Below are 25,362 nucleotides of genomic sequence, written 5' to 3'. Positions count from 1 at the left end.
GCCTTCGTCGCGGGGACGCGTTCACGGGCGCCAGGGCGCCCTCCACTTCGGGAGGGATACGTCCCCGCGACGAAGGCCTCGACCGGCTCTCGTCTGTCTGCTCGCAGTCTCCGGTGGTCGAGCCCGTCGAGACCCTGCTCGCTGGTGGAGCCTGTCGAAACCCCGGGCTCGTCCGCGCCGCTGTCGGTGGCCGTCGGCAGGATGGCCGGGTGGACTCCCTCTCGCTCGCGCAGGCCCGCCGTGTCGCTCTCGGTGCGCAAGGGCTGCACCGCGCCCGGCCGGGCCTCGACGGCGGCGTGACGATGCGCCGGGCGATGGCGACGGTGGAGCAGCTGAACCTGCTGCAGATCGACTCGGTGAACGTGCTGGCGCGGGCGCACCTGATGCCGCTGTACTCGCGGCTCGGGCCGTACGACGTCGGGCTGCTGGACCGGGCGGCGGGGCGGGCCCCGCGGCGGATCGTGGAGACGTGGGCGCACGTGGCCTCGTTCGTGCCGGCGTCGACGTACCCGCTGCTGGAGTGGCGGCGGCGCAACTACCTCGACGAGGCCTGGGGCACCATCGCGGGGGCACCGTTGGCGCACGCGGCCGAGATGGACCTGGTGCGGCAGCTGGTCGCCGAGCGCGGGCCGGTGACCGCGCGCGAGATCCACGACGAGCTGGTCGCCACCGGGCGGTCGGGACCCCGCTCGCGCGAGGAGTGGGGCTGGAACTGGACGATGGCCAAGCGCTGCCTCGAGTTCCTGTTCTTCACCGGCGAGGTGATGGCCGCGCGGCGCAACACCGCGTTCGAGCGCTGCTACGACCTGCCCGAGCGCGTCCTGCCGCCGGCCGTGCGCGCGGCGGAGCCGGTGCCCGACGACGAGGCCGTGCGCCGGCTGCTGGAGCTCGGCGCCCGGGCGCACGGGATCGGCACGGTCCGCTGCTTCGCCGACTACTTCCGGCTGCGCGGCCCGGCCGTGCGCCGGGCCCGGGACGAGCTGGTGGAGGACGGCGTGCTCGTGCCGGTCGACGTGCGCGGCTGGGACGAGCCCACCTACCGGCACCGGGACGCTCGCGTGCCCCGCCGGGCGCAGGCGCGCACGCTGCTCAGCCCGTTCGACCCGGTCGTCTGGGAGCGGCGGCGCCTCGAGGCGCTCTTCGACGTGTACTACCGGATCGAGATCTACGTGCCCGCGCCGCAGCGGGTGCTCGGGTACTACGTGCTGCCGTTCCTCGAGGGCGACGCGATCACGGCGTTCGTCGACCTCAAGGCCGACCGGCAGGCGGGCGTCCTGCGCGTCCAGGCGGTGCACCCCACCGCCCACGCCGGCTCCGGCACGGCGGCGGCGCTCGGCGCCGAGCTCGCCGTGCTCGCGGGCTGGCTCGGGCTCGGGACGACGGCGGTCGCGCCGGTCGGCGACCTCGCGCCCGCACTGGCCGGGGCCGTGCGCGCGGCGTAGGGCGCCGGGCGCCCGCCGCTCGTAGGATCGGCGCCACGACGTCGGGCGCGCCCGCGTCGGTCGGGACCGGAGAAGGTCAGGAGCGCTGATGGCCACGGCCGTGCTGTACCTCGCCGCGGCGCTCGTGGGCGGGCTGGCGGCGACGCTGCTGCGGCTGCCGCCGCTGGTCGGCTTCCTCGCCGCCGGGTTCGCGCTCGGGGCGGCCGGGGCCCCCGACCTGCCCGGGCTGGAGACCGTCGCCGAGCTGGGCGTGGCGCTCCTGCTGTTCGCGATCGGGCTGAAGCTCGACGTCCGCTCGCTGCTGCGCCCGGAGGTCTGGCTCACCACGGCGGCGCACCTGGTGCTGAGCGTCGCCGTGGCCGTCGGGTTCCTCGGCCTGCTCGCCGTCGTCGGGATCCGGCTCCTCGCCGACGAGTCGCTCGGCTCCCTGGCGCTGGTCGGGCTGGCGCTGTCGTTCTCCTCCACGGTCTTCGTGGTCAAGGTGCTGGAGGACCGCTCGGACACGACGGCGCTGTACGGGCGCATCGCCGTCGGCGTGCTCGTGGTGCAGGACATCATCGCCGTGGCGTTCCTGGCCGTCTCGACGGGGGAGCCGCCCAGCCCGTGGGCGCTCGCCGTCGTCGTCCTCGTCCCCGGGGCCTGGGTGCTGCGCCGGGTCTGGGACCGGGCCGGGCACGGTGAGCTGCAGGCGCTGTTCGGCGCGTTCGTCGCCCTCGTGCCCGGCTACTGGCTGTTCGAGGTCGTCGGGCTGTCGGGCGACCTCGGCGCCCTCGTGATGGGCGCCCTGCTCGCCGGGCACCCGCGCGCCACCGAGCTCTCCCGCTCCCTGCTCACGGTCAAGGACCTGGCGCTCGTCGCGTTCTTCCTGCAGATCGGGCTGCACGGGATGCCGGCCCCGGTCGACCTGGCCCTGGCCGGCCTGCTGCTCCTGCTGCTGCCGCTGCAGGTGGCGGGGTACGCGGTGCTGCTGTGGCTGATGCGGCTGCGGCGGCGGACGTCGTTCCTGGCCGGTCTGGCGCTCGGCAACTTCTCCGAGTTCGGCATCATCGTCGTCGCGTTCGGCGCGACGGCGGGCCTGCTCGACGAGGAGTGGACGGTCATCGTCTCCCTCGCCGTCGCCGGCAGCTTCGTCGTCTCGGCGATCGTCAACCGGCGCGGCGTCGAGCTCGCGGCCCGCCTCACCGCGCTCCTGCCCCGGCGGGACGTCGACAAGCTGCACCTCGACGACCGCCCGGTCGACATCGGCCGGGTCGACGCCGTCGTCCTCGGCCTGGGGCGGGTGGGCTCGGCGACGTACCGGCGGCTGCGCGACGTGCACGGGCTGTCGGTCATGGGGGTCGAGCACGACCGCACCCGCGTCGAGGCGCTGCGGACCGAGGGGATCGCCGTCGTCCCCGCGGACGCCACCGACACCGAGTTCTGGGCCCGGGTCAAGCGGGCCGGACAGGTGCGCCTCGCCGTGCTCGCGATGCCGTTCCACAAGGCGAACCTCATCGCCCTGGCCCGGCTGCGCGCGGTCGGCTTCGCCGGCCGGGTGGCGGCGATCGCCCGCTACGACGAGGACGCCGCCGAGCTGCGCCGCCACGGTGCGGACGCCGTCTTCCACCTGTACGGCGCCGCGGGGGCGGAGCTCGCGGACCGCGCCGCCGCCGACCTCGCCCCCGGCTCCGGCCGCGGCCACGAGACGCTGTGAGCGAGCGTTTGGCCCGGTCCTCGCGCCGGGACCGGGCCGAACGTCCGCTCACAGCGCCGGGACGGGGCGCGAGGGGCCGTTCGTCCGTCGCGAACCCGTGCCGGACTCCCAGGTGATCCGCCTAGGATGGGGCCGGTGTGACCCAGGCGACGGCGCGGACGTGCGGTCCCGACCGCCCGTCGTCGCCCGTCGTCGCGCCGCACGGTCCCGGCCATCCCCGGGGCGCCACCGACCCTGGAGTACTGCGTGCCTGCGATCCTCGAGAAGGTCCTCCGTCTTGGCGAGGGCCGGATTGTCAAGAAGCTCAACAGCCTGGCCCAGCAGGTCAACCGGCTCGAGCCCAGCTTCGAGGAGCTGAGCGACGCCGAGCTGCACGAGGAGACCGACCGCTTCAAGGAGCGCCTCGAGCACGGCACCACGCTCGACGAGCTGCTGCCCGAGGCGTTCGCCGCGGTGCGCGAGGCCGCGCGCCGCACCCTCGGCCAGCGGCACTTCGACGTGCAGCTCATGGGTGGCGCCGCCCTGCACCTCGGCAACATCGCCGAGATGAAGACCGGTGAGGGCAAGACGCTCGTGGCCACGACCGCCGCCTACCTCAACGCCCTCGAGGGCAAGGGCGTGCACGTCGTCACGACCAACGACTTCCTCGCGAAGTACCAGGGCGACCTCATGGGCCGCGTCTACCGCTTCCTCGGCATGACGACGGGCGTCATCGTCTCGGGCCAGACGCCGGACGAGCGCCGCAAGCAGTACGCGGCCGACATCACGTACGGCACGAACAACGAGTTCGGCTTCGACTACCTGCGCGACAACATGGCCTGGTCGCCCGACGACCTGGTGCAGCGCGGCCACCACTTCGCCATCGTGGACGAGGTGGACTCGATCCTCATCGACGAGGCCCGCACCCCGCTGATCATCTCCGGCCCCGCCTCCGGGGACGCGAACCGCTGGTACACCGAGTTCGCCAAGGTGGTGCGTCGCCTCGAGGTCGAGAAGGACTACGAGGTCGACGAGAAGAAGAAGACCGTCGGCGTGCTCGAGCCCGGGATCGAGAAGATCGAGGACTACCTCGGCATCGACAACCTGTACGAGTCGCTGAACACCCCGCTGATCGGCTTCCTCAACAACGCCATCAAGGCGAAGGAGCTGTTCAAGCGCGACAAGGACTACGTGGTGCTCAACGGCGAGGTCATGATCGTCGACGAGCACACCGGGCGCATCCTCGCCGGCCGCCGCTACAACGAGGGCATGCACCAGGCCATCGAGGCCAAGGAGGGCGTGCAGATCAAGGCGGAGAACCAGACGCTCGCCACGATCACGCTGCAGAACTACTTCCGCCTCTACAGCAAGCTGTCCGGCATGACCGGTACGGCCGAGACCGAGGCCGCCGAGTTCCAGGGCACCTACAAGCTGGGCGTGGTGCCGATCCCCACGAACCGGCCCATGATCCGCATGGACCAGGCCGACCTCGTCTACAAGAACGAGGACGGCAAGTTCAACGCCGTCGTCGAGGACATCGTCGAGCGCCACGCCAAGGGTCAGCCGGTGCTGGTCGGCACCACGAGCGTCGAGAAGTCCGAGCTGCTGTCGGGCCTGCTCAAGCGGGCGGGCGTGCCCCACAGCGTCCTGAACGCCAAGGAGCACGAGCGCGAGGCGTCCGTCGTCGCGCAGGCCGGCCGCAAGGGCGCCGTCACCGTCGCCACCAACATGGCCGGCCGCGGCACCGACATCATGCTCGGCGGCAACGCCGAGTTCCTCGCCGTCACCGAGATGGCCCAGCGCGGCCTCGACGCGGGGGAGGACCCGGAGACCTACGAGGCGGCCTGGCCGGACGTGCTCGAGAAGGCCAAGCAGGCGGTGGCCTCGGAGCACGAGGAGGTCACCGAGCTCGGCGGCCTCTACGTGCTGGGCACGGAGCGGCACGAGTCGCGCCGGATCGACAACCAGCTGCGCGGTCGCTCCGGCCGGCAGGGAGACCCGGGCGAGTCGCGGTTCTACCTGTCCATGCAGGACGACCTCATGCGCCTGTTCAACTCCGGCCTCGCGTCCTCGATGATGGACCGCGCCGGCTTCCCCGACGACATGCCGCTCGAGTCGAAGATGGTGACGCGCGGCATCCAGAGCGCCCAGTCGCAGGTCGAGGCCCGCAACTTCGAGATCCGCAAGAACGTCCTCAAGTACGACGACGTCCTGTCGCGGCAGCGCTCGGTCATCTACGCGGAGCGCAAGCGCGTCCTCGAGGGCGAGGACCTCGAGGACCAGGTGCAGCACTTCCTCACGGACGTCGTCACCGCGTACGTCGACGGCGCGACCGCCGAGGGCAACCCCGAGGCCTGGGACCTGGACGCGCTGTGGACGGCGCTGAAGTCCGTGTCCCCGGTGTCGATCACGCCGGAGGACGTGGTCGAGGAGGCGGGCGGCGTCGGCCGGCTGAGCCACGAGATGATTCTCGAGGAGCTGCTCTCGGACGCCCGCGTGGCCTACCAGGCGCGCGAGGAGACCCTCGGCGAGCCCGCGATGCGCCAGCTCGAGCGCCGCGTCGTGCTCTCGGTGCTGGACCGCAAGTGGCGCGAGCACCTCTACGAGATGGACTACCTCAAGGAGGGGATCGGCCTGCGCGCGATGGCGCAGCGCGACCCCCTGATCGAGTACCAGCGCGAGGGCTTCCAGCTGTTCCAGGCGATGACCGAGTCCATCAAGGAGGAGTCGGTCGGGTTCCTGTTCAACCTGGACGTGCAGGTGCAGCAGCCCGGCGCCCAGGGCGCCCCCGGGGCCCCGGTGATCTCCGCGGCCAGCGCCGCGGCTGCCGCGCAGTCCGACGCGGGCCAGGTCGTGGCGGGCGGGACGGCGCCGGCCGCCGAGGCTGCGCCGGTCGCCGAGCCCGAGGCCCCGGCCGAGCCCGAGCCGGCCACGGCGGAGCCCGCGGGGGCGGAGGAGCCGGTGCTCCTGGCCAAGGGGCTCGACGCCCCGGCGCCGCAGCGCCTGTCCTACTCGTCGCCGAGCGAGGACGGCTCCACGACGACGACGGGCGCCCCCACGCGCCGCTCGCGCCGCGAGCTGCACGGCGAGGCCGCCGCGGCGACGAGCGACGGCCGGACCTTCCCCGGCACGCCGCGCAACGCCCAGTGCCCCTGCGGCTCCGGCAAGAAGTACAAGGTCTGCCACGGCATCAACGAGGAGTGACGCAGTCCCCTCGCGCGACGCCCTGAGCGACGCCCGAACGCCGGAGCCCCGGCCCGCAGCACGCGGGCCGGGGCTCCGACGTTCTCGTGTCCGAGCCGGTCAGCCCACCTCGAGGACGGCGACCCGCCAGGCACCCCGGCGCGCCTCCAGCCGGACGGCCGCGGCGCGCACCCGGCCGTCGTCGTCCAGGACGACGGTCGCCTCGGCCACGTCGTCCCCCAGGCGGACCAGCCGCACACGCCGCACCTGGACGGGTCGGTGGGCCTCCTCGTCCCGCAGGGGCGCGTGGGCCAGGCCGATCCGGGCGCGCTCGGCGAGCTGGTCGCGCACCTGCGGCGTGACCCAGCGGGCGAGCTGCGGCGCCGGCCGCTCCCCGCGCAGGACCTCGACCGCGGCGCGCACGACCGTGCAGCACTGCGCCGTCGGGTCGGGCAGCGGCGCGGGCTCCGTCTCCCGCAGCGGCCGCGCGGTGAGGTCCTCGTCGTCTCCCGGGCCGCGACGCACGCCCGGGGCGCCGACCCGCACCCGCCGCGGCCGCGGCGCAGGTCGGGTGCCGGCCTCGGGGTAGCCCGCCGGACCCGAGGGCCGCGGCGGGGACGACACCCGGAGCGCGCGCGGCGAGGGTGCGCCGTCGTCCTGCGCCGGGGCCGCCGCGGAGCGGCTCGCCGGGGTGCCCGGGACGGTGCCGGGCACCGCCGCCGCGCCGTCCGGTGCGGTCCCGGGGGCGGCGGAGCCCTGCTCGGCGGGAGCCGCCGTCGCCGGCGTGGTCGGCGCGGTCGTCGTCGCGGTCATGATGCCCTCCGGTGGATGGTGGGTGAGTCGTGGGACGTCGGGGCCGTCAGGCCGGGGCGCGCAGGATCTGGCCGGGCAGGAGCTGGTCGGGGTCGGCGCCGATGACGTCGCGGTTCTCCGTGTGCCAGCGCGACACCTCGCGGAGGATCTCGGCGTCGGTGGGGGAGCCGCCGAGCGCATCGGCTGCGATGTCCCACAGCGTGTCGCCGCGGTGCACGACGCGGGTCGGTCCTCCGTCGGCTTCGCCGTCGGCGGCGTCGTCGACGGCACGGTGCGCGACCGGGGCGGCCACGACCTCCTCGACGAGCGTGTCCCCGTCCGCCGTCCCCGCCTCCTCCGCCGGGCGTTCCACGCCTCCGTCGGCCGGTGCGTCGGGCTCGGTGGCGGTGGGCTGCCAGCCGAGGTCGAGGACGACCGACGCCCCGTGGCCGGCCGGCGGGGTGGGCGGGACGTCGGCCGCCAGGGCGACGGTCGGGGCGAGCGTGAGGCCGGCACCGACGCCGACGCCGACGGCGGTCCGGACGAGGCGCCGGACGGCACCGGGAGCGAGCCGTTCGACGGCTGCCTCACCGGCACGCCACCGGCGGCCCAGCAGCGACGCGGTGACGCAGGTCAGGGCGAGCGCTCCGCTCAGGGCGAGCCAGGCCGCGGCGAGGAGCCCGGCGGCGAGCACGGCGAGCTCGACCCACCGGTCGACGGCGAGGCCGGTGGCCGCGGTGGTGGTCCGTGGGACGACGGCGGCCGCGCGCAGCAGCAGGGCGGTGCCCATGACCGCGGCGGCGACCGTGAGGACGGCGAGCCGCCCGAGCCCACCCGGTCGTGCGAACCGGTCACGGTGCGTGCTGCCGGACATCGAGGTCTCCTTCGTCCCTCCGCCGTCATCCCGGATCGTTCGTGGTGATGCAGGTTGATAGCGGTTGATGTGTTCTGGTGGTGGTTATTGAAGCGGACTGGTGCCGGGTCTGTCCACCCGGGCATCCTGTGGGCACCGCCCCCGACGAGAGGAGCCTCATGACATCCGCGGGTCCGGCCAGGTGGGAGCTGCTCTTCGCGGACCTCGAGGCGCGGTTCGACGCCGAGCAGGCGGCCGAACGGGAGGGGACGGTCGCCGAGCTGACCCGCGCCGAGCAGGCGTCGATCCCGTTGACCGACCGGCTGCGAGCGGCGACCGGCGCCGTGCTGCGGCTCGAGCTGCTGGACGGCGAGGGGATCGAGGGCCGGCTCGCCCGGGTGGCGCACGCGTGGGTGCTGCTGGACGGGCGCGGCGCGCGCGGCAGCGTCCAGCACCTCGTCCCGACGGCCGCGCTCGCCGCTGTCGTCGGGCTCGGCCGGCTCGCGACGCCGTCGCGGGCGCGCACCGACGGTCTCGGGCTGGGCCATGTGCTCCGGGGGCTGCAGCGCGACCGTGCGCGGGTGCTGGTGCGCACGGCGGGCGGGTCGGTGGCCGGACGGATCGGGCGCGTGGGCGCCGACCATCTCGACGTGGAGGAGGCGGAGCGCGCGCGGCCGGTCGTCCGGACGGTGCCGTTCGCGGCCCTGCTGCGGGTCAGCGAGGCCTGAGCCCGCCGGGGGAGCCCGGCCGCGTCGTCAGAGGTCGCCCGACGCGATCCGCTCGCGGGTGCGGGCGTACTGGTGCTCGATGTACTCCTCGAGCTTGCTCGCCTCGACCCGCCACACCTTCTTCGGGCCCACCTGGATCGCGGGCAGCTCGCCCGAGCGCACGAGCGAGTAGGCCTGGGTGCTGGAGATGTTGAGCATCTCCTGCACGTCCGCGAGAGAGAGGAACCGGCTGGCCATACGGGCAATTCTGGCACAGCGGTCACCGCCGATGACGCCGGTTGTCCACAGTGGTTGCCGAAAGCATACGTGGGGTGCCTGATGATAGGTTCCGGCGCGACGCTGCGCCGAGGCCGCGTCCAGACAACCCCGGAGGACGTCCGTGAGCACCGACCCCTTGCCGGCACCCGTGGCTGCGCGCCTGCGCCGCCCCACCTGGCGCGACCCCCGGCTGGTCGTCGGCGTCGTCATCGTCGCCGCGTCCGTGGCCCTCGGCTCGTGGGCCGTCTCCTCCGCGGGGCGCACCGTGCCGGTCTACGCGGCCGACGGGACGCTCACCCCGGGCGAGACCGTGGACGTGGACCGGCTGCGCACCGTCGACGTCAGGATCGACGCGGGGGCGGAGCTGTACCTGCGGGCGGACCAGGAGCTGCCCGACGAGGTCGTCGCGCTGCGGGTGGTCGACGACGGCGAGCTCGTCGCCCGGTCGGCCCTCGGCGACGCGGCGGAGGTCGACGTGCGCTCGGTCTCCGTGCCCGTCGACCAGGCCATGTCGTCCCGCGTGCAGGCCGGGTCCGCCGTCGACCTCTGGTCGACGCCCGAGGCGCCCGCCGGAGCCGACGCGCAGGCCGCGGAGCCGGCGCCGCTCGTCGAGGGCGTCGTCGTCGAGCAGGTCGACGAGGCGGGCACCGGGCTCGTCGTCGCGGACGGCGCCACGCTGCACGTGCTCGTGCCCTCCGACGAGCTGCCCGTCGTCCTGCGGGCGCTGACGGTCCCCGGCAGCGTGACCGTCGTGCCGCAGGCCGGGGCCGGCGTCTGATGGGGAGCGTCACCGTCCTGTGCGCGGTGCGCGGCGCGGCGGAGACCGACGTCGTCCTCGCCCTGGGCGGCCCGGGCTCGGGCGCCACCGTCACGCGTCGCTGCGGCGACGTGGCCGAGCTGCTCGCGGCGGCCGCGGCCGGCGCGGGCGCCGTCGCGCTGGTCTCCGGCGACCTGCCCGGCCTCGACCGGGAGGCCGTCGGCCGGCTGCGCGCCGCGGGCGTCCGCGTGGTCGCGCTCGGTGACGACGTCGCGCCGGCGGCAAGGCTGCACGCGCTGGGCGTGGACGCCGTCGTCGAGCGGTTCGACGAGGCCCTCCTGCTCGCCGCGGTCCGCGACGCGATGCCGGCCGCCGCCGCGTCGACGGCCGGCGCACCCGACGTCCTGGTGCTGGGACACGGGGGCCAGGACGTCGACGACCCGCTCGCCGGCCAGGACGGGATCGGGCTGGAGGACGTCCTCGCGGACGACGCGGCGCCGCGCCGCGGGCGCGTCGTCGCGGTCTGGGGCCCCGTGGGCGCGCCGGGGCGCACGACGACGGCGCTCGAGCTCGCGGCCGCGCTCGGCGGCCTGTCGCGCGGGCGCCGCCGCCACGGTCGTGCGCGTCGCGAGGCGGTGGCGACGGCTGCCGAGCACGCGCTGGTGGTGGACGCCGACACCTATGGCGCGTCGGTGGCGGCCCGCCTGGGCCTGCTCGACGACGCCCCGGGGTTGGCGGCCGTCACCCGCGCCGCCGCGCACGGGTCGCTCGACCTGCCGACGCTGGCCCGGCACAGCCCGGTCGTCGGCGGCCGCCTGCGGGTGCTGACGGGGATCACGCGCGCGGCCCGGTGGCCCGAGCTGCCGGCCAGCGCCGTCGAGGTGGTCCTCGAGCGGGCGCGCGAGCTCGCCGACTGGACCGTGGTCGACTGCGGCCCGCTCCTGGAGGCGGACGAGCTGCTCATGTACGACACCCACGCGCCGCAGCGCAACGGTGCGACGCTCGCGGCGCTGCAGGCGGCGGACGTCGTCGTGGTGGTCGGTGCGGCGGACCCGGTGGGCATCCAGCGCCTCGTCCGCGGGCTCGAGGACCTGCGCGAGGTGCCGGTGCCCGTCGCGGGCGAGCGGGTCGTCGTGGCGAACCGGGTGCGCGCGTCGACGGTGGGCTCGCGCCCGGAGGCGGCGGTGCGGGACGCGCTGGCGCGCTACGCCGGGGTCGACGCCGTCCACCTGGTCCCCGACGACGCCGCCGGCCTGGACGCCGCGCTGCTGGCGGGCCGCACGCTCGCGGAGGAGGCCCCCGGCTCGCCGGTGACCGCGGCGTTCGAGGCGCTGGCCGAGCGGGTGCGGGCGACCGTCGCCGCGGCGGTGCCGGCGGAGGTGTGAGCGCGGGGCCGCCGCGCGCGGCAGACTGTGCGCATGCGCATCTACGTTCCCGCCACGCTGGACGAGCTCGAGGGCGCCGTGGTCGCTGCCGCCGGGGCGCGGTGGGACGTCCCCGCCCGCCGCGCGCACGCGGTGACGCCCGCCCTCGCCGGTGAGCTGCCCGACGAGGACGACGAGAGCCGGGAGTACGAGGCCTTCCTCGCCGCCGCGGACGACTCGCTGGCCCTCGTGGCCTCGCGTCGCGCCGTCGTGCCGCTCCGCGTCGTCGTCTCGCTCGACGTGCCGGACGCCGAGGTCACCGAGGCTGACGGCGCCGACGAGCCCAGCGCGGTCGACGTCGCCGCCCTGACCCGCGTGGCCGTCGTCGCCGTCCACGTCGACGAGCCGGAGGCGGCGGACGACGTGCGCGCGGTGCTGGCGGCCGCCGACGAGGAGAACGACGCCGAGCGCACCGGCGACGTCGGCGCGACGTCCGAGGCGGCGCTGGACGCCGCGCTGCAGCGCGTCACCGATCGCGACCTGCTCTGGTACGACCCGACCGAGATCTCCCAGATCCCGCGCCCCTGAACCGGGGTCAGCCCAGGTAGACGAGGGTCTCGTCGTGGAGCCTGCCGTTGGTGGCGAGGGCGTTGCCGTGCCAGGGGCCGGGTGCGCCGTCGAGCGCGGTGAAGCGGCCGCCGGCCTCGGTGACGATGGGCACGAGGGCGGCCATGTCGTAGACCTCGAGCTCGGGTTCGGCGGCGATGTCGGCGGCGCCCTCGGCGACGAGCATGTACGACCAGAAGTCGCCGTAGCCGCGGGTGCGCCACACCTGGCGGGTGAGGTCGAGGAAGCCGTTGAGCTTGCCGTGCTCCTCCCACCCGGACAGGGACGAGTAGGAGAACGAGGCGTCGGCGAGCGTGCTCACGCCGGAGACGGACATCCGCGACGCGGACGCGAGCGACTTGCCGGTCCAGGCGCCCGAGCCCTTCGCCGCCCACCAGCGGCGGCCGATCGCCGGCGCCGAGACGAGGCCCATGACGACCTCCTCCCCGTCGGCCAGCGCGATGAGCGTGGCCCACACGGGGACGCCGCGCACGAAGTTCTTCGTGCCGTCGATCGGGTCGATGATCCAGCGCCGCGCGCCGCTGCCCGCCGAGCCGTACTCCTCGCCCACGATCGCGTCGCGGGTGCGCGCGCGGTGCAGCTGGGCGCGGATGAACTCCTCGGCGGAACGGTCGGCGTCGCTCACGGGGGTGTTGTCGGGCTTCGTCTCCACGCGCAGGTCGAGCGCCTTGAAGCGGGACATCGTGATCGCGTCCACCTGGTCGGCGATCACGTGGGCCAGGCGCAGGTCGTCCTCGTACGTGCGCGCGGGCCCGCTGGTAGGGCTGGGAGACGGCTGGGTGTACGACACGCCTCACACCGTAGCGGTCCGCCGCTCCGGCCAGGGCCCCGGCGCGCGGGGGTGGGACAGAGAGGTCAGGCGCCCAGCAGGGCGAGCAGCTCGGCGGTCGTGCCGCACTCGCCCAGCCGGGGGAAGAGCCGCCCGACGCTGTGCTCGTGGTCCTCGGCGGAGCGGTCGGCCATCGCGTCGGTGACGAGGGAGACGTGGTACCCGTGCTCGTGGGCGGCGCGGGCGGTGGACTCGACGCCGATGCTGGTGGCGATGCCGGTCAGCACGAGCTGCGTCACGCCGCGGCGGCGCAGCTGGAGGTCGAGGTCGGTGCCGTAGAAGGCGCCCCAGTTCCGCTTGGTCACGACGACGTCGGACGTCGCGGTGTGCAGCTCCGGCGCGAGGATGTCCCAGCCGTCGGGACGGGCTGCTCCGCGCGGCGCGTCGGTGCGGCCGGGCGCGGCGTCGGCGCCGTCGGGCGCCGCGGTGACACGCACGAGGACGACGGGCAGGTCGCGGGCACGGAAGGCGTCGGCGAGCTCGATGGTGCGGGCGAGGACGGCGTCCGCGGCGTGCGGCGCGGTCGGCACGGCGAGGATGCCCGCCTGCAGGTCGACGACGACGAGCGCGGTGCGGGCGTCGAGGGTGGTAAAGGTCATCAGCGGTGCTCTCCGGGTGCGGGGTCAGGGGCGGGGACTGTGGCGGGGGCGGCGCGGGCGGTCGTCGGACGGCGCCGCAGGGAGCGGTCGACGAGCGTGAGGACGCCGACGACGACGGCGCAGGCCGCCATCGCGAGGGCGAGGTCGTGCAGGCCCGCCGTCGTGGGGCCGTCGGCGTAGAGGGCGGCGATGGCCGCGGTGGACACCAGCGCGCCGAGGTACATGAACGTGCGCAGCAGCCCGGACGCCGCGCCGACGGTCGCGGCGTCGGCCTGGCGGGCGAGCGCCTTCTGGTGCGCGAGCCCGGCCAGCCCTTGCATGCCCCCGATGCCCACGCCGGCGAGGACGAGCAGCCACGTCGGGCTGGCGGGCTGCACGACGGCGAGGATCGCACCGCCGACGAGCAGCGAGCCCGACCCGACGAGCAGGGCCGTCCGCACGGGGGCGCGCCGCCCGGTCGCCGAGGCGACCGCGACCGCGACGACCGACGTCGGCAGCATCAGGAGCCCCGCGGTGGCCTCGCTCAGGCCACGGCCCTGCTCGAGCCACTGCACGTAGCCGAACATGAACGCGTACGTGGCGGTGGCCGTGAGCAGGGCGCGCGCATAGGTGAGCAGCAGCGGACGGTTCCCGGCGAGCAGCCGCAGGTCGATGAACGGGCGGCGGGCGCGCAGCTCGTGCCGCGCGAACCAGGCGCCCGTCACGACGGTGGCGGCGAGCACCCACCAGGGCGCGGCGCCGACGAGGACGAGCATCAGGCTGGTGAGCGCGGCCGCGAAGAGCAGCACGCCGAGCAGGTCCAGGCGCGTCGCGACGCCCGCGCCGTCGCCCCGAGCGCCGTCCCGCGTGAGGTCGGCGGCGGTCGTGCGCGGCAGGCGCAGGCCGCCCAGCACGAGGCACGCCGCCGCGAGCGGCACGTTGACCAGGAAGATCGCCCGCCAGCCGCCGACGCCGACGAGCAGCCCGCCGAGCGTCGGGCCGACGATCATCGTCACCTGGTTCGTGACGGCGAGGATCGTGAGCACCGTCGCGATGCCGCGGTCCTCGCCGGAACGGTCGGTCGCGCGCCGCACGAGCCACATCGCCGCCGGGTAGGCGGCGCAGGTGCCGATGCCGAGCAGCGCGCGGGCCAGCACGAGCACGCCGAGGGACGGGGCCAGCGCGCCGAGCAGTCCGGCGACGCCGACGAGCGCGGCCCCGACCAGGTACGGGCGTCGCGGCCCGACGAGGTCGACGACGCGACCGACCACCGGCTGGCCCACCGCCGTCACGAGGTAGAGCGCGGTGACGAGCCAGACCGTCTGCGCGGCCGGGGCGCCGAACGCGATCCCGATGGGCACGAGGGCCACCGCGATCATCGACGAGTTGATCGGGTTGAGCAGCGATCCCAGCGCCAGCGGCAGGGTGAGGCGGGTGTCATAGCCGTCCAGCCCACGGGGTGCGGCCGCCGGGCGGGTGGCGGGGTGGCGGTGGAGCAGGGTCACGGGCGGTCGGCCTCGCCGGCAAGTGCGGGCTCCGAGGGAGCGGGGTCGAGGAGCGTCCGGTCGAGGATCGAGAGGGCCGCCGTCACGGTGGCCAGCTCCTCGGCGGTGAGGCGCTCGCGCAGCGCGTGCGTCAGCCACTCCTGCCCGGCCTCGCGCCGGCCCTCGACGAAGGCCCGCCCGTCGGCGCTGAGGGAGATCACCTGGCGGCGGCCGTCGTCGGGGTCGGGGTCCCGGCGCACGAGGCCTCGCTCGGCGACGACGCCGAGGGTGGCCCCGAGCGACTGCGGCCGGACCCGCTCGGCCGCGGCGAGGGCGCCGGGCGACGCGGGGCCGTGCTTGGCGAGCCGGGAGAGCAGGGACGTCTGCGACGGCGTGAGCTCCTGGTTGTCGCTCAGCTCGAGGAAGCGGCGGCGCAGCCGCACGACCAGCGAGCGCAGCTCGCGCGCCGCGGCGGCGGCCGTGTCGACGGGCCTGTCGGCCGGCGCGACGGGATCGGGGGAGGAGGGCACGTCTTCACCGTAGAACTCGTCAGTCCAGACTGACAAGTTGCTCCTGACGAATCGTGACGAGCGCCCACGACATCGGACGGGTCGGGGGTGGAGGGGGTCAGTCGGCGGCGTGGCGCGCGGTCAGCAGGCGCCGGAACGACGCGACGCGGGCCTCGCGCGCCGGGCGCTCGTCGTCGGACGACGCGGCGAGCCAGTCGTCGAGCGCGCAGTCGGGGGCGTCCGCGAGGTGGGTGCAGCCGCGCGGACAGTCCTCGGCGACCTCGGCGAGGTCCTCGAACGCCTGCAGCAGGTGGTCCGTCTCGACGTGCGCCAGCCCGAACGACCGGACGCCCGGGGTGTCGACCACCCAGCCGTCGTGGTCGTCGTCCGGCCCGACCGGCAGCCGCAGCGCGACGGCCGAGGTGGACGTGTGGCGACCGCGGCCGGTGACGTCGTTGACGACGCCGGTGGCGCGGTCGGCGTCGGGCACCAGGGCGTTGATGAGCGTCGACTTGCCGACGCCCGAGTGCCCCACCAGCACGGACGTCCGCCCGGCCAGCCGGGAGCGGACGTCCTCGACGCTCGCGGCGTCGTCCTGGCGCGTGACGACGACGTCGACGCCGATGGGGGTGTAGAGGTCGCGCAGGGGAGCGGGGTCCGCGAGGTCGGCCTTGGTGAGGCACAGCAGCACGTCCATGCCCGCGTCGTAGGCGGCGACGACGCAGCGGTCGATCATGCCGGTGCGCGGCTCGGGCTGGGCGAGCGCGGTGACCACGACGAGCTGGTCGGCGTTCGCCACCACGATGCGCTCGTAGGGGTCGGTGTCGTCCGCGGTGCGGCGCAGCACGGACGACCGGTCCTGGATCCGCACGATACGGGCGAGCGTGCCCTCGTCGCCCGACGTGTCGCCGACGACGTCGACGCGGTCGCCCACGACGACCCGGGTGCGCGTGAGCTCGCGCGCCTTCATCGCGAGGACGGTGCGCTCGTCCGCGGCGCCGTCGTCGACCACGAGGGTGTACCGGCCGCGGTCGACGCCGGTCACCATGCCGACCTCGGCGTCCGCGTGCTCGGGGCGTTGCTTGGTGCGGGGCCGTGAGCCGCGCTTCGAGGGCCGCGCGTACTGCGCGTGCTCGTCGACGGCGCGGCGCGCCATCAGGCCTCGCCCTCGGTGCCGGGGCCGGCGTCGACCCCCAGCATCCGCTCCCACATCCCGTCGAAGCCGGGCAGGGTCTTGGCCGTCGTGCCGACGTTCTCCACCCGCACGCCCGGCACCCGCAGTCCCAGGACGGCGGCCGACGTCGCCATGCGGTGGTCGGCGTAGGTGCGGAACAGGCCGCCGTGCAGAGGTCGCGGCGTGATGACGAGCCCGTCGCGCGTCTCCTCCGCCCGCCCGCCGAGCCGCGTGATCTCGGTGGCGAGCGCCGCCAGCCGGTCGGTCTCGTGGCCGCGCAGGTGCGCGATGCCGCGCAGGCGGCTGGGGGAGTCGGCGAGGGCGGCGAGGACGGCGAAGGTCGGGGCGAGCTCGCCCGCGGCGTGCAGGTCCAGGTCCGCCCCGCGGACCTCGCCCGTGCCGGTGACGGTGAGGACGTCGCCGTCCAGGCGGGCCTGCGCCCCGAGGGTCGCGAACAGCTCCGGGAGCAGCGCGCCCGGCTGGGTGGTCGTCGCCGGCCAGCCCGGCACGCGCACGGTGCCGCCGCCCACGAGCGCCGCGGCCAGGAACGGCGCCGCGTTCGACAGGTCCGGCTCGACCCGCACGTCGCGCGCGGCGACCGGGCCGGGGGTGACCTGCCAGATGCCGTCGCGGGAGTCGTCCACCTCGACGCCGACGTCGCGCAGGGTGGCCACGGTCATGGCGATGTGGGGGACGCTCGGCAGCGTGGTGCCGATGTGCCGCAGCGTGAGGCCGCGCTCGAAGCGGGCGCCCGCGAGGAGCAGGGCCGAGACGAACTGCGACGACGCCGAGGCGTCGACGTCGACCGCTCCGCCGGTCACTCGGCCCGTGCCGTGCACCGTGAAGGGCAGGTGCGTCGGGGTGCCGCCGTCGGGGGACGTGACGCGCACGCCCAGGCTGCCCAGGGCCGCGAGCACCGGCAGCATCGGCCGGACCCGCGCCTCGGGGTCGCCGTCGAAGCGGACCGGGCCGTCGGCCAGGGCCGCGACCGGCGGGAGGAACCGCATCACCGTGCCCGCCAGGCCGGTGTCGACGTCCACGTCGCCGCGCAGCGGCCCGGGGGTCACGTGCAGGGTGCTCGGGTCGTCACCCTCGTCGATGCCGGCGCCCAGGGCCCGCAGCGCGCCGATCATGAGGTCGGCGTCGCGCGAGCGCAGCGCCCCGCGCAGGGTGCCGGGGCCGTCGGCGAGCGCCGCGAGCACGAGCAGGCGGTTCGTCAGCGACTTGCTGCCCGGCACCTCGACCGTCGCGTCCAGCGGAGCCGTCGCGACCGGTGCCGCCCACTCGTCGACGACGTCGGGGGCGGGCGGGGCGGCGTGCGGCGGGACGGCTGAGGTCATGGCTCCGAGGCTAGTTCACGGACCGCCCGCACCGCGGGCCGTCTCGCCGGTGCCGACCTGGTCCGGGACCGTCAGACGACGTCGGCGACCTTCGCCCGCAGCTTCGCGGCCTCGGCCTTGGTGGCCGCCGTCGCCTTGTCGGCCTTGGCCGCGATCTTGGCCGCCTCGCCCTTCGTCGCGGCCTTGACCGTCTCGGCCTTCGCCTCCGCGAGGCGGGCGGCGTGCGTGCGCGCCTGCTGCACGCGGTAGGTGACGCCGGGCCGGCCCTCGAGGTCGACGCCCGCGATGACGGCGGCGCCGACCTTGCCGAGGTCCTTGACGAAGGCCGCGGTGCGCAGGCTGCGCTCGGCCCCCCTGCTGGTGAACGGCTGGTGGGCGACGGCGAGCGGCGCGGTGAGCGCGGCCAGCGCGAGCGCGGCGGTGCGGGGCGTGCGCCCGACGGCGAGCAGGACGCCGGCCACGGCGGTCACCGCGCCGTGCGCGCGCACCAGGAGGCCCAGCTGGCGGTCGCTGAGCGGCTCGGCGCCGACCGCGTCCGTGACGATCGTGGAGCCCGCGCGGGCGGCGTCCACGTGCTCGGCCGGGTGCAGCACGGCCTGGATCCCGTCGTAGACGAACGGGACGGCCAGGAGGGGGCGGGCGATACGGCGCAGCAGCATGGGCCCACTGTGGCAGAGCCTACCCGCGCTTGCGCGCCGACCGGCGGGCGCGGCGCGGGCCTGCGTCAGGCGGGCGCGCCGTCCCACCAGTCGGGGTGGGAGCGCGGCGGCCGGCGGGTGCCGAGGCCGTCGCGTCGGACCGTCCGCACGAGACGGGCGGTGTAGGCGGTGAGGAGCAGGGCGGCGAGGACGAGGATCAGTGCGGTCATGGCAGTAATCCTTCGCGCATTGCACTTCTGCCACGAGTGGCAGAAGTGCCAGTATGCGTCGACATTCCGCCACCGCCGTGGCAGCATGGTCGGCATGATCCACAAGGTCGCCGCCGTCGTCGTCCCGGGCGTCGCGCCGTTCGAGCTCGGCGTCGCCTACGAGGTGTTCGGGATCGACCGCCGCGACACGGGCGGCCCGTCGTTCGACTTCACCCTCTGCGCCCCCGAGCCGGGCCCCGTGATGACCAAGGGCGGCTTCCCCGTCGTCGTGGAGCACGGCCTCGAGGCGCTCGACGACGCGGACCTGGTCGTCGCCGTCGCGTACGGCATCGACGACGACGGCGCGGAGGCCCTGCCGCAGGCCTACCTCGACGCGCTCCGGGCGGCCCACGACCGCGGCGCCTGGCTGTTCGCCATCTGCTCCGGCGCGTTCACGCTCGCGCGGGCGGGCCTGCTGGACGGTCGCCGGTGCACCACGCACTGGATGTACACGGAGCGGCTCGCGGCCGAGGTCCCCACCGCCGACGTCGACCCCGACGCGCTCTTCGTCGAGGACGGGCGCGTGCTCACCAGCGCCGGGACCGCGGCGGGCATCGACGCCGCGCTGCACCTCGTGCGGACGCAGGTCGGCGCCGACGCCGCGCGCGCCGTCGCGCGGCGCATGGTGGTGCCGCCGCAGCGCGAGGGGGGTCAGGCCCAGTTCGTCGTCGACCCGCTGCCGCGCGAGGGCGAGTCGCTCGCAGGCCTGCTCGCCTGGATGCGGGAGCACCTGGCCGAGGAGCACACCGTGTCCAGGCTGGCGCGCCGGGCCGCGCTGTCCGAGCGCACCTTCGCGCGCCGCTTCCGTCAGGAGACCGGCACGACGCCGGCCGCCTGGCTCGCGCGCCAGCGGGTCGCCCGGGCGCAGGAGCTGCTCGAGTCGACCGAGGCGCCCGTGGACGAGATCGCGCGCGTGGTCGGCTTCGGCAGCGCTCCCGTGCTGCGGCACCACTTCGCCCGCCAGCTCGGCACCAGCCCGGTCTCCTACCGCCGGCGGTTCGCCGCGCCGGTGGCTTCCTGAGGCCCGCGGCCGGAGCCGCTCCCACGGGAATGTCGAGGCCCCTCCCGCGGTTGCACACCGCGTGAGCACCCGCACCCCGACGACGGCGACCGCCGTCCCCGCAGCCGGACGCGAGTCCGTGCGGCTGTTCGCCGTCCCGGCAGACGCCCTGACGGCGGGCACGGACGACGCGGTGGTCGGCCGCACGACAGACCTGCACACCCCGTGGATCGGAGGACCCCGCCCAGTGGCTGGACTAGGCTCGACGGTGATGACCCAGGACCTTGGCCCAGCGAGCGGCGACGCGCCGCGCGGGAGCACCCCGGACGGCGAGGAGATCCCCGAGGACACGGAGCGTGCCCCCGAGGGAGAGACCACCGCGGCCCGGGCCGAGCGCTTCGAGCGCGACGCCCTGCAGTACCTGGACCAGCTCTACTCCGCCGCCCTGCGCATGACGCGCAACCCCGCGGACGCCGAGGACCTGGTGCAGGAGACGTTCGCGAAGGCGTTCGCCGCCTTCCACCAGTACAAGCCGGGCACCAACCTCAAGGCCTGGCTGTACCGCATCCTCACGAACACGTTCATCAACAGCTACCGCAAGAAGCAGCGCGAGCCGCAGCAGTCCCAGGCGGAGGACGTCGAGGACTGGCAGATCGCCCGCGCCGCGTCGCACACGTCGCAGGGGCTGCGGTCGGCCGAGGCCGAGGCGCTCGACCGGCTCCCCGACTCCGACGTCAAGCGCGCGCTGCAGGAGCTGCCCGAGGACCGGCGCATGGTCGTCTACTACGCCGACGTCGAGGGCTTCCCCTACAAGGAGATCGCCGAGATCATGGGTACGCCGATCGGGACGGTGATGTCCCGGCTGCACCGCGGACGCCGGCAGCTGCGCGAGCTGCTCGCCGACTACGCCGCCCAGCGTGGCCTGGTCCCGGCTCGTGGAGGAGCGTCATGACCGACCCCGTCACCCCCATCCCGCACGACCGGGCCGAGGGGGAGAACGAGTGCGAGCACGCACTCGTGCACCTGAACGAGTACCTCGACTCGGAGATGACGCCCGAGGACGAGCAGCGGATGCGCGCGCACGTCGCGCACTGCTCGCCGTGCCTCGCCGAGCTGAGCGTCGAGGAGCTCGTCAAGCAGCTGGTCCGCCGCTCCTGCTCGGAGCGCGCGCCGGAGACCCTCCGGGTGCGCATCCACGCGCAGCTGACCGTGATGTCCACGGCCGAGTAGGCCGGAGCCGACACACGAAGGGCCGGGAACCCCGCGGGGTTCCCGGCCCTTCGACGTGTCTCGGCGAGACGTCTGCTGCCTGTGCTCAGGCGTTGGGACGCTTGCCGTGGTTGGCGGCGTTGCCCTTGCGGCTACGGCGCTTGCGACCGCGCTTGCTCATGGTGGTCTCCTCACGAAGGATGGACGAGGGGTCGGTTCCCATGGTCCCACACCGGAGGCCCGGGGTCGGAATCCGGGGCATCCCCGATCCGGACGTCCCCGGGCTCTGCCAGGGTGGTACCCGTCCCCAGCACAGCCGGAGCACCACAGGGAGCCTCATGAGCACGGAGTCGTGGGCGGTCGCCGCCCCGCAGACCATCGACGTCGAGCAGGCCACGGGGGTGACGCTCCGCCTGCAGGACGGGCGCGCCGACGTCGTCGCCGACCCGGCCGCGACGGGCGTGCGGATCGAGCTGCTCGAGGTGAGCGCCAAGCCGCTCCAGGTCGTGCGCGACGGGGACCGGCTGCGCGTGGGCTACGAGAGCTCCGTGCTCGACTCCGTCATGGCGAAGCTGCGCAACCCGCGCCAGAGCGAGCGTGCCGTGGTGCGCGTCGTCGTCCCGGCGGACGGGGCGGTCGACGTCGGCACCCTCGGCGCGGACGTCGAGGTCGCCGGGGGCCGCAAGGTCGCGGTGAAGACCGTGACCGGCGCCGTGCGCACGACCGGCACGACCGGGCCGATGTCGCTCAAGACCGTCTCGGGCGCGCTGTCGGCCGAGGGGCACACCGGGGACGTGACGGCGAACAGCGCGGCCGGGTCGATCGCCCTGGCGGGCGCGCTCGCGCGGGTCTCCCTGACCACCGTGTCGGGGGCCGCGACGGTCACCGCCACCCAGGCGAGCCCGCTGATCACGGCCAAGACGGTCTCCGGCGCGATCGACCTGCGCCTCCCGGCGGGCACCCCGGTGAACCTCAAGGTGCGCGGCGCGTCCGGCCAGGTCGTCCTCGACGGCTCGGTGCTGCCGAGCGCCGGCGCGACGCTCGTCGTCGACCACGGCGAGCAGCCCGCCGACGGCCGCAGCGCCGCCTACCTGTCCGCGACGGTGACGTCCGCGCACGTCACCGTCGACCGTCGCTGACCGGCGCCCGCCCGGGGCGCCGGGGAGGAGGAGCACCATGACGGACGCGTCCGTACCGCACGTCGCCCTGCTGACCGACGCCTTCGGGCGGATCGCCGAGACGGCGCACCGCGTGCTGCGCGGAGCCACGGCCGACCGGCTGACGTACCGCCCCGACCCGGAGGCGAACACCGTCGCGTGGCTCGTGTGGCACCTGGCGCGGGTGCAGGACGACCACGTCGCGGACGTCGCCGGCACCGAGCAGCGGTGGACGGCGGACGGCTGGGCGGAGAGGTTCGGGCTGCCGTTCGACGTCGCGGACACCGGCTACGGCCACACGCCGGAGCAGGTCGCGGCCGTCCGCGTCGACGCGGCCCTGCTGCGGGGCTACCTCGACGGCGTGCACGCCGCGACGACCGCCTACCTGACGACGGTGACCGCCGCCGACCTGGACCGCGTCGTGGACACGAGGTGGGACCCGCCGGTCACGCTCGGGGTGCGGCTCGTCAGCGTCGTCGGCGACGACCTGCAGCACGTCGGCCAGGCCGCGTACGTGCGCGGCCTGGCCGACCGGGCGGGCGTCTGAGCGGCCGTCACTCGTCGGCGGGCAGCCCCAGCCACGCGTGCCAGCCGGTGTGCAGCACGAGCCACGCCATGAGGCCGTAGCCCGCCTGCCCGGGGTAGGTCGAGCCGTTCGTCGCGAGGTCGGCCAGCCACTGCTCGTGCTGCGCCAGCGGCGTGTACGTGTCGACGTACGGCACGCGGCGCCGGTTGGCGACGTCCGAGAACGCGGCCGAGAGCTCCGCGATGCGGCCGCCGTCCTCCGGCCGTCCCGGCGGAGGCCCGACGACGAACGCCGGGATCCGGCTCGTCTCGGCCACGTCGAGGATGTTCGCGAGGTTGAGGCGGGACCGCGCCACCGAGAGCGACGAGTCGACGTCGTGCCGGCCGAGGGCCACCACGAGACGGTTCTCGCACGTGTCCTCCGGGCCGAAGCGCGACTCCGTCTCCGCCTGCCAGCGGGCGCCGAGCGCCGAGCTGGTCTCGCCGGGCACGGCGAGCGTGAACGCCATCGCCGGCCGCCCGAACCGGGTCCGGGCCATCACGCGCCCCGTCCATCCCAGGGCGCGGGCGTCCCCGACGCCCACGCTGAGCTCGTCGCCCACGACGCAGATGCGCACCTCGGTCTGGGTCACTGAGCCTTCACCGTCCAAGTCCTGTCTCGCAGTTGCGCGGCCATTGTCGCCGCACGCCCGTCCGCGACGCAGGATCCCACGCCGCGCGGCTCCCTGAGTTGTCAGGGCCACAGTGGTGCACACCCCGCTGCGGCCCTGACAGCCCCGAGGCGCCGGGAGCTGTCAGGGCCACAGCGGGGTATACAGCGCGCTGGGTCTGACAGGTCAGAGCAGGGTGGCGCCCCAGCGCACGACGTGCTCGTCGCCAGGGGCGAGGCGGACGAGGCGCTCGCCGGTGTTGAACGCGTCGGCCACGCAGCTCATCGGCTCGGCGGCGAGGCCGAACCGCTCGTAGCCGTCGATGTGGTCGGCCGAGCAGACCTGCCAGCAGTCCATGGAGCCGTCCATCCAGATGGCGGCGGTGCTGCCGTCGGGGCGGCCGAGCCGGGCCCAGGACAGCCCGGCGTCGTCGCGGGTGGCGCCCGTCCACGCGTCGTCGAGGTCCAGGCCGGCGAGCGACCGCGTGGTGCGCAGGTCGTACGGGCCGGCGACGGGCTCGGCGCCGGTCGGCAGCAGGCGGTCGTCGACGGTGACGTGCGTCGTGGCGTCCAGGCTGACGGTGCACTCGTCGAGCGCGACGCCGCCGGTGGACAGCCACGGGTGGAAGCCGACGCCGTACGGTGCGGTCCCGGTGCCGACGTTGCGGGCGCTGACCACGACCTCCAGGCCGGCGTCGGACACCGTGTACCGGGTGCGGAGCACGAGCTGGAACGGCCAGCCCTTCTGCGCGGGGAGGGCGAGCTCGAGCGTCACCGCGTCGTCCGCCACCTCGACGGGCGTCCAGCGGTACCAGCACACGAGGCCGTGCAGCGCCGTCCCGCGGTCGGGCTCGCTCACGGCCACCTGGTGCCGGACGCCGTCGGTCGTGTAGGCGCCGTCGCGCAGTCGGTTCGGCCACGGGGCGAGGACGGCGGCGTTGAAGACGGGGGCCGCCTCGTCCTCGGCGAACGGCACGAACACGTCGCGGCCGGCGACGGTGTACTCGCGCACCATCGCCCCGACCTCGGTGACGGTGGCCCGGTGCTCGCCGGAGGAGATGCGGAACTGCCGGCCCGACGGGGCGGGGACGGCGGGAGAGTCAGCGGTGTTCACGCTCACACCGTAGTCGGCACGCCGGATCGGTGCGGGCGACGTAGCGTTAGGGGAGCCAGATATCTGACGAGACGTCCCCTCGCGCGCGCGAGGGGTCCGCGCCACGGGTCCGGGGGGCCCGGGTGCCACCGAACGGGGGAACGATGGAGAAACAGGTGCTCGGCCGCACCGGTCGGCTGGTGTCGGTCGTCGGCCTGGGAACCTGGCAGCTGGGCGCGGACTGGGGGACGGTCGACGACGACCAGGCCCGGTCCGTGCTGGATGCCGCGTTCGAGTCCGGCGTGACGTTCTTCGACACCGCGGACGTCTACGGGGACGGCCGCAGCGAGCAGGCCCTGGGAGCGTTCCTCGCCGACCACCGTGACGACGCCATCACCGTGGCGACGAAGATGGGCCGTCGGATGGACCAGGTGCCGGAGAACTACGTCCTGTCGAACTTCCGCGAGTGGACCGACCGGTCGCGCCGGAACCTCGGCGTCGAGACGCTCGATCTCGTGCAGCTGCACTGCCCGCCGACCTCCGTCTACTCCGACGACGAGGTGTACGACGCGCTGGACACGCTCGTGGCCGACGGCGTCACCGCCGCCTACGGCGTCTCCGTGGAGACGGTCGACGAGGCCCTCACCGCCATCGCGCGCCCCGGCGTCGCCACCGTGCAGATCATCCTCAACGCGTTCCGGCTCAAGCCCCTGGAGCAGGTGCTGCCCGCGGCCTCCGCGGCCGGCGTCGGCATCATCGCGCGGGTGCCGCTGGCCTCGGGGCTCCTGTCGGGCCGGTACACCCACGAGACCACGTTCTCGGAGGACGACCACCGCACGTTCAACCGCGAGGGCAAGGCCTTCGACGTCGGCGAGACCTTCTCCGGCGTGCCGTTCGACGTCGGCGTCGACGCGGCCGCCCGCTTCACGGAGCTCGCGGGCTCGGCCCTGAACCAGGACCTCACGCCCGCGCAGGCGGCCATCGCCTGGGTCTGGCAGCAGCCGGGGGTCTCCACGGTCATCCCGGGGGCGCGCAGCCCCGAGCAGGCGCGGCTCAACGCCGCCGCCGGCGACACGGGCGTCCTCGGGCCGCTGTTCACGTCCGGCGTGCGGGAGATCTACGACGAGGCGATCAAGGAGCACGTGCACGACAGGTGGTGACGCCGAGGTAGTACGGATCTCGCCGAGGGAGTACGAGGGCGGCCGCACCACGTGGTGCGGCCGCCCTCGTAC

27 protein-coding genes are annotated in these 25,362 nt (G+C 75.2%); 13 read left to right on the top strand and 14 right to left on the bottom strand.

Annotated features, from left to right (window positions below; translation table 11 throughout):
• Positions 1-209 precede the first annotated feature (209 nt).
• From ACFQ8T_RS21180 to secA, 3 genes are all read left to right on the top strand, one after another.
• The gene (locus ACFQ8T_RS21180; RefSeq protein ID WP_430548427.1) at positions 210-1,442 is read left to right on the top strand and encodes a winged helix-turn-helix domain-containing protein; all 1,233 of its coding nucleotides are present in this window, start codon (positions 210-212) and stop codon (positions 1,440-1,442) included.
• A gap of 88 nt (positions 1,443-1,530) precedes the next feature.
• On the top strand, positions 1,531-3,135 hold the full coding sequence (locus ACFQ8T_RS21175) for a cation:proton antiporter (protein WP_430548426.1): 1,605 nt from the start codon (positions 1,531-1,533) through the stop codon (positions 3,133-3,135).
• 246 nt (positions 3,136-3,381) lie between these two features.
• Positions 3,382-6,318: a preprotein translocase subunit SecA gene (gene secA, locus ACFQ8T_RS21170; RefSeq protein ID WP_430548425.1), complete on the top strand. Its 2,937-nt coding sequence runs from the start codon at positions 3,382-3,384 to the stop codon at positions 6,316-6,318.
• Positions 6,319-6,417: 99 nt separating this feature from the next.
• On the opposite strand, the gene ACFQ8T_RS21165 is transcribed toward secA, so the two are convergent.
• Entirely contained in the window at positions 6,418-7,110 is a 693-nt protein-coding gene (locus ACFQ8T_RS21165) for an Rv3235 family protein (RefSeq protein WP_430548424.1), read from the bottom strand.
• A gap of 46 nt (positions 7,111-7,156) precedes the next feature.
• Positions 7,157-7,963: a LysM peptidoglycan-binding domain-containing protein gene (locus ACFQ8T_RS21160; RefSeq protein WP_430548423.1), complete on the bottom strand. Its 807-nt coding sequence runs from the start codon at positions 7,961-7,963 to the stop codon at positions 7,157-7,159.
• A 158-nt stretch (positions 7,964-8,121) separates the two neighbouring features.
• Between ACFQ8T_RS21160 and ACFQ8T_RS21155 the strand changes: the two genes are divergently transcribed.
• A complete protein-coding gene (locus ACFQ8T_RS21155; RefSeq protein WP_430548422.1) occupies positions 8,122-8,670 on the top strand; it encodes a hypothetical protein in 549 nt (182 codons plus the stop codon).
• Positions 8,671-8,697: 27 nt separating this feature from the next.
• Here the strand turns inward: ACFQ8T_RS21155 and ACFQ8T_RS21150 are convergent, their stop codons facing one another.
• The gene (locus ACFQ8T_RS21150) at positions 8,698-8,907 is read right to left on the bottom strand and encodes a helix-turn-helix domain-containing protein (RefSeq protein ID WP_429735024.1); all 210 of its coding nucleotides are present in this window, start codon (positions 8,905-8,907) and stop codon (positions 8,698-8,700) included.
• Between the two features lie 142 nt (positions 8,908-9,049).
• Here ACFQ8T_RS21150 and ACFQ8T_RS21145 point away from each other — a divergent pair, with 142 nt between their 5' ends.
• The 3 genes from ACFQ8T_RS21145 to ACFQ8T_RS21135 are packed head-to-tail and all read left to right on the top strand — an operon-like array spanning position 9,050 to position 11,637.
• Positions 9,050-9,706 carry a hypothetical protein gene (locus tag ACFQ8T_RS21145; RefSeq protein WP_430548421.1) on the top strand — a complete coding sequence of 219 codons (657 nt, stop codon included), beginning with the start codon at positions 9,050-9,052 and terminating at the stop codon, positions 9,704-9,706.
• The gene (locus ACFQ8T_RS21140) at positions 9,706-11,070 is read left to right on the top strand and encodes a CpaE family protein (protein ID WP_430548420.1); all 1,365 of its coding nucleotides are present in this window, start codon (positions 9,706-9,708) and stop codon (positions 11,068-11,070) included. Before ACFQ8T_RS21145 ends, ACFQ8T_RS21140 begins: the two co-directional genes overlap by 1 nt.
• A 33-nt stretch (positions 11,071-11,103) precedes the next feature.
• Positions 11,104-11,637 carry a DUF6912 family protein gene (locus ACFQ8T_RS21135; RefSeq protein ID WP_430548419.1) on the top strand — a complete coding sequence of 178 codons (534 nt, stop codon included), beginning with the start codon at positions 11,104-11,106 and terminating at the stop codon, positions 11,635-11,637.
• A gap of 7 nt (positions 11,638-11,644) precedes the next feature.
• Here ACFQ8T_RS21135 and hisN read toward each other — a convergent pair whose 3' ends face one another.
• From hisN to ACFQ8T_RS21095, 8 genes are all read right to left on the bottom strand, one after another.
• Positions 11,645-12,466: a histidinol-phosphatase gene (hisN, locus tag ACFQ8T_RS21130; RefSeq protein ID WP_430548418.1), complete on the bottom strand. Its 822-nt coding sequence runs from the start codon at positions 12,464-12,466 to the stop codon at positions 11,645-11,647.
• Between the two features lie 65 nt (positions 12,467-12,531).
• Positions 12,532-13,104 carry a hydrolase gene (locus tag ACFQ8T_RS21125; RefSeq protein ID WP_430548417.1) on the bottom strand — a complete coding sequence of 191 codons (573 nt, stop codon included), beginning with the start codon at positions 13,102-13,104 and terminating at the stop codon, positions 12,532-12,534.
• On the bottom strand, positions 13,104-14,588 hold the full coding sequence (locus ACFQ8T_RS21120; RefSeq protein WP_430548416.1) for an MFS transporter: 1,485 nt from the start codon (positions 14,586-14,588) through the stop codon (positions 13,104-13,106). The genes ACFQ8T_RS21125 and ACFQ8T_RS21120 overlap by 1 nt, the downstream gene beginning before the upstream one ends.
• Positions 14,585-15,097: a MarR family winged helix-turn-helix transcriptional regulator gene (locus ACFQ8T_RS21115; RefSeq protein ID WP_430548415.1), complete on the bottom strand. Its 513-nt coding sequence runs from the start codon at positions 15,095-15,097 to the stop codon at positions 14,585-14,587. The genes ACFQ8T_RS21120 and ACFQ8T_RS21115 overlap by 4 nt, the downstream gene beginning before the upstream one ends.
• Positions 15,098-15,194: 97 nt before the next feature.
• Complete coding sequence (gene rsgA, locus ACFQ8T_RS21110) at positions 15,195-16,232, bottom strand: ribosome small subunit-dependent GTPase A (RefSeq protein WP_430548414.1); 1,038 nt, start codon at positions 16,230-16,232, stop codon at positions 15,195-15,197.
• Positions 16,232-17,590, bottom strand: a complete 1,359-nt coding sequence (gene aroA / locus ACFQ8T_RS21105; RefSeq protein WP_430548413.1) for a 3-phosphoshikimate 1-carboxyvinyltransferase — start codon at positions 17,588-17,590, stop codon at positions 16,232-16,234. Before aroA ends, rsgA begins: the two co-directional genes overlap by 1 nt.
• Positions 17,591-17,661: 71 nt before the next feature.
• Positions 17,662-18,249, bottom strand: coding sequence for a DoxX family membrane protein (locus tag ACFQ8T_RS21100; protein WP_430548412.1), 588 nt, complete (start codon positions 18,247-18,249; stop codon positions 17,662-17,664).
• Between the two features lie 65 nt (positions 18,250-18,314).
• Positions 18,315-18,458 carry a hypothetical protein gene (locus ACFQ8T_RS21095; protein ID WP_430548411.1) on the bottom strand — a complete coding sequence of 48 codons (144 nt, stop codon included), beginning with the start codon at positions 18,456-18,458 and terminating at the stop codon, positions 18,315-18,317.
• A gap of 94 nt (positions 18,459-18,552) precedes the next feature.
• On the opposite strand from ACFQ8T_RS21095, the gene ACFQ8T_RS21090 reads away from it, so the two are divergent.
• The 3 genes from ACFQ8T_RS21090 (at position 18,553) to rsrA (ending at position 20,727) form a co-directional block, all read left to right on the top strand.
• Positions 18,553-19,518 (top strand): helix-turn-helix domain-containing protein, encoded by a 966-nt coding sequence (locus ACFQ8T_RS21090; RefSeq protein WP_430548410.1) that lies wholly within the window; start codon positions 18,553-18,555, stop codon positions 19,516-19,518.
• 250 nt (positions 19,519-19,768) lie between these two features.
• On the top strand, positions 19,769-20,449 hold the full coding sequence (locus ACFQ8T_RS21085) for a sigma-70 family RNA polymerase sigma factor (protein WP_429767054.1): 681 nt from the start codon (positions 19,769-19,771) through the stop codon (positions 20,447-20,449).
• Complete coding sequence (gene rsrA / locus ACFQ8T_RS21080; RefSeq protein WP_430548409.1) at positions 20,446-20,727, top strand: mycothiol system anti-sigma-R factor; 282 nt, start codon at positions 20,446-20,448, stop codon at positions 20,725-20,727. Before ACFQ8T_RS21085 ends, rsrA begins: the two co-directional genes overlap by 4 nt.
• A gap of 85 nt (positions 20,728-20,812) precedes the next feature.
• Here rsrA and ACFQ8T_RS21075 read toward each other — a convergent pair whose 3' ends face one another.
• On the bottom strand, positions 20,813-20,887 hold the full coding sequence (locus ACFQ8T_RS21075) for a 50S ribosomal protein bL37 (protein ID WP_099052597.1): 75 nt from the start codon (positions 20,885-20,887) through the stop codon (positions 20,813-20,815).
• A 157-nt stretch (positions 20,888-21,044) separates the two neighbouring features.
• Between ACFQ8T_RS21075 and ACFQ8T_RS21070 the strand changes: the two genes are divergently transcribed.
• Together ACFQ8T_RS21070 and ACFQ8T_RS21065 are read left to right on the top strand one after the other, a co-directional pair.
• A complete protein-coding gene (locus ACFQ8T_RS21070; protein ID WP_430548408.1) occupies positions 21,045-21,845 on the top strand; it encodes a DUF4097 family beta strand repeat-containing protein in 801 nt (266 codons plus the stop codon).
• Between the two features lie 37 nt (positions 21,846-21,882).
• Complete coding sequence (locus ACFQ8T_RS21065) at positions 21,883-22,410, top strand: DinB family protein (protein WP_430548407.1); 528 nt, start codon at positions 21,883-21,885, stop codon at positions 22,408-22,410.
• A gap of 7 nt (positions 22,411-22,417) precedes the next feature.
• Here ACFQ8T_RS21065 and ACFQ8T_RS21060 read toward each other — a convergent pair whose 3' ends face one another.
• Together ACFQ8T_RS21060 and ACFQ8T_RS21055 are read right to left on the bottom strand one after the other, a co-directional pair.
• Positions 22,418-23,020 (bottom strand): GDSL-type esterase/lipase family protein, encoded by a 603-nt coding sequence (locus ACFQ8T_RS21060; RefSeq protein WP_429735060.1) that lies wholly within the window; start codon positions 23,018-23,020, stop codon positions 22,418-22,420.
• A gap of 204 nt (positions 23,021-23,224) precedes the next feature.
• Positions 23,225-24,151 carry an aldose 1-epimerase family protein gene (locus ACFQ8T_RS21055; RefSeq protein WP_430548406.1) on the bottom strand — a complete coding sequence of 309 codons (927 nt, stop codon included), beginning with the start codon at positions 24,149-24,151 and terminating at the stop codon, positions 23,225-23,227.
• A 143-nt stretch (positions 24,152-24,294) separates the two neighbouring features.
• Here ACFQ8T_RS21055 and ACFQ8T_RS21050 point away from each other — a divergent pair, with 143 nt between their 5' ends.
• Positions 24,295-25,290 (top strand): aldo/keto reductase, encoded by a 996-nt coding sequence (locus ACFQ8T_RS21050; RefSeq protein WP_430548405.1) that lies wholly within the window; start codon positions 24,295-24,297, stop codon positions 25,288-25,290.
• Positions 25,291-25,362: the final 72 nt, after the last annotated feature.

This window comes from Isoptericola sp. NPDC056618 (assembly GCF_042792715.1).
In the GTDB taxonomy this organism is placed as follows: domain Bacteria; phylum Actinomycetota; class Actinomycetes; order Actinomycetales; family Cellulomonadaceae; genus Isoptericola; species Isoptericola nanjingensis.
This window is presented reverse-complemented; position numbering and strand designations above follow the sequence as displayed.

Bases quoted from the DNA above. Each gene is read 5' to 3' on its own strand.
- ACFQ8T_RS21175 (WP_430548426.1), top strand. From the start codon at position 1,531: ATGGCCACGGCCGTGCTGTACCTCGCCGCGGCGCTCGTGGGCGGGCTG.
- ACFQ8T_RS21165 (WP_430548424.1), bottom strand. From the start codon at position 7,110: ATGACCGCGACGACGACCGCGCCGACCACGCCGGCGACGGCGGCTCCC.
- ACFQ8T_RS21160 (WP_430548423.1), bottom strand. From the start codon at position 7,963: ATGTCCGGCAGCACGCACCGTGACCGGTTCGCACGACCGGGTGGGCTC.
- ACFQ8T_RS21155 (WP_430548422.1), top strand. From the start codon at position 8,122: ATGACATCCGCGGGTCCGGCCAGGTGGGAGCTGCTCTTCGCGGACCTC.
- ACFQ8T_RS21150 (WP_429735024.1), bottom strand. From the start codon at position 8,907: ATGGCCAGCCGGTTCCTCTCTCTCGCGGACGTGCAGGAGATGCTCAAC.
- ACFQ8T_RS21140 (WP_430548420.1), top strand. From the start codon at position 9,706: ATGGGGAGCGTCACCGTCCTGTGCGCGGTGCGCGGCGCGGCGGAGACC.
- ACFQ8T_RS21135 (WP_430548419.1), top strand. From the start codon at position 11,104: ATGCGCATCTACGTTCCCGCCACGCTGGACGAGCTCGAGGGCGCCGTG.
- ACFQ8T_RS21125 (WP_430548417.1), bottom strand. From the start codon at position 13,104: ATGACCTTTACCACCCTCGACGCCCGCACCGCGCTCGTCGTCGTCGAC.
- rsgA (WP_430548414.1), bottom strand. From the start codon at position 16,232: ATGGCGCGCCGCGCCGTCGACGAGCACGCGCAGTACGCGCGGCCCTCG.
- aroA (WP_430548413.1), bottom strand. From the start codon at position 17,590: ATGACCTCAGCCGTCCCGCCGCACGCCGCCCCGCCCGCCCCCGACGTC.
- ACFQ8T_RS21100 (WP_430548412.1), bottom strand. From the start codon at position 18,249: ATGCTGCTGCGCCGTATCGCCCGCCCCCTCCTGGCCGTCCCGTTCGTC.
- ACFQ8T_RS21095 (WP_430548411.1), bottom strand. From the start codon at position 18,458: ATGACCGCACTGATCCTCGTCCTCGCCGCCCTGCTCCTCACCGCCTAC.
- ACFQ8T_RS21090 (WP_430548410.1), top strand. From the start codon at position 18,553: ATGATCCACAAGGTCGCCGCCGTCGTCGTCCCGGGCGTCGCGCCGTTC.
- ACFQ8T_RS21085 (WP_429767054.1), top strand. From the start codon at position 19,769: ATGACCCAGGACCTTGGCCCAGCGAGCGGCGACGCGCCGCGCGGGAGC.
- rsrA (WP_430548409.1), top strand. From the start codon at position 20,446: ATGACCGACCCCGTCACCCCCATCCCGCACGACCGGGCCGAGGGGGAG.
- ACFQ8T_RS21070 (WP_430548408.1), top strand. From the start codon at position 21,045: ATGAGCACGGAGTCGTGGGCGGTCGCCGCCCCGCAGACCATCGACGTC.
- ACFQ8T_RS21065 (WP_430548407.1), top strand. From the start codon at position 21,883: ATGACGGACGCGTCCGTACCGCACGTCGCCCTGCTGACCGACGCCTTC.
- ACFQ8T_RS21050 (WP_430548405.1), top strand. From the start codon at position 24,295: ATGGAGAAACAGGTGCTCGGCCGCACCGGTCGGCTGGTGTCGGTCGTC.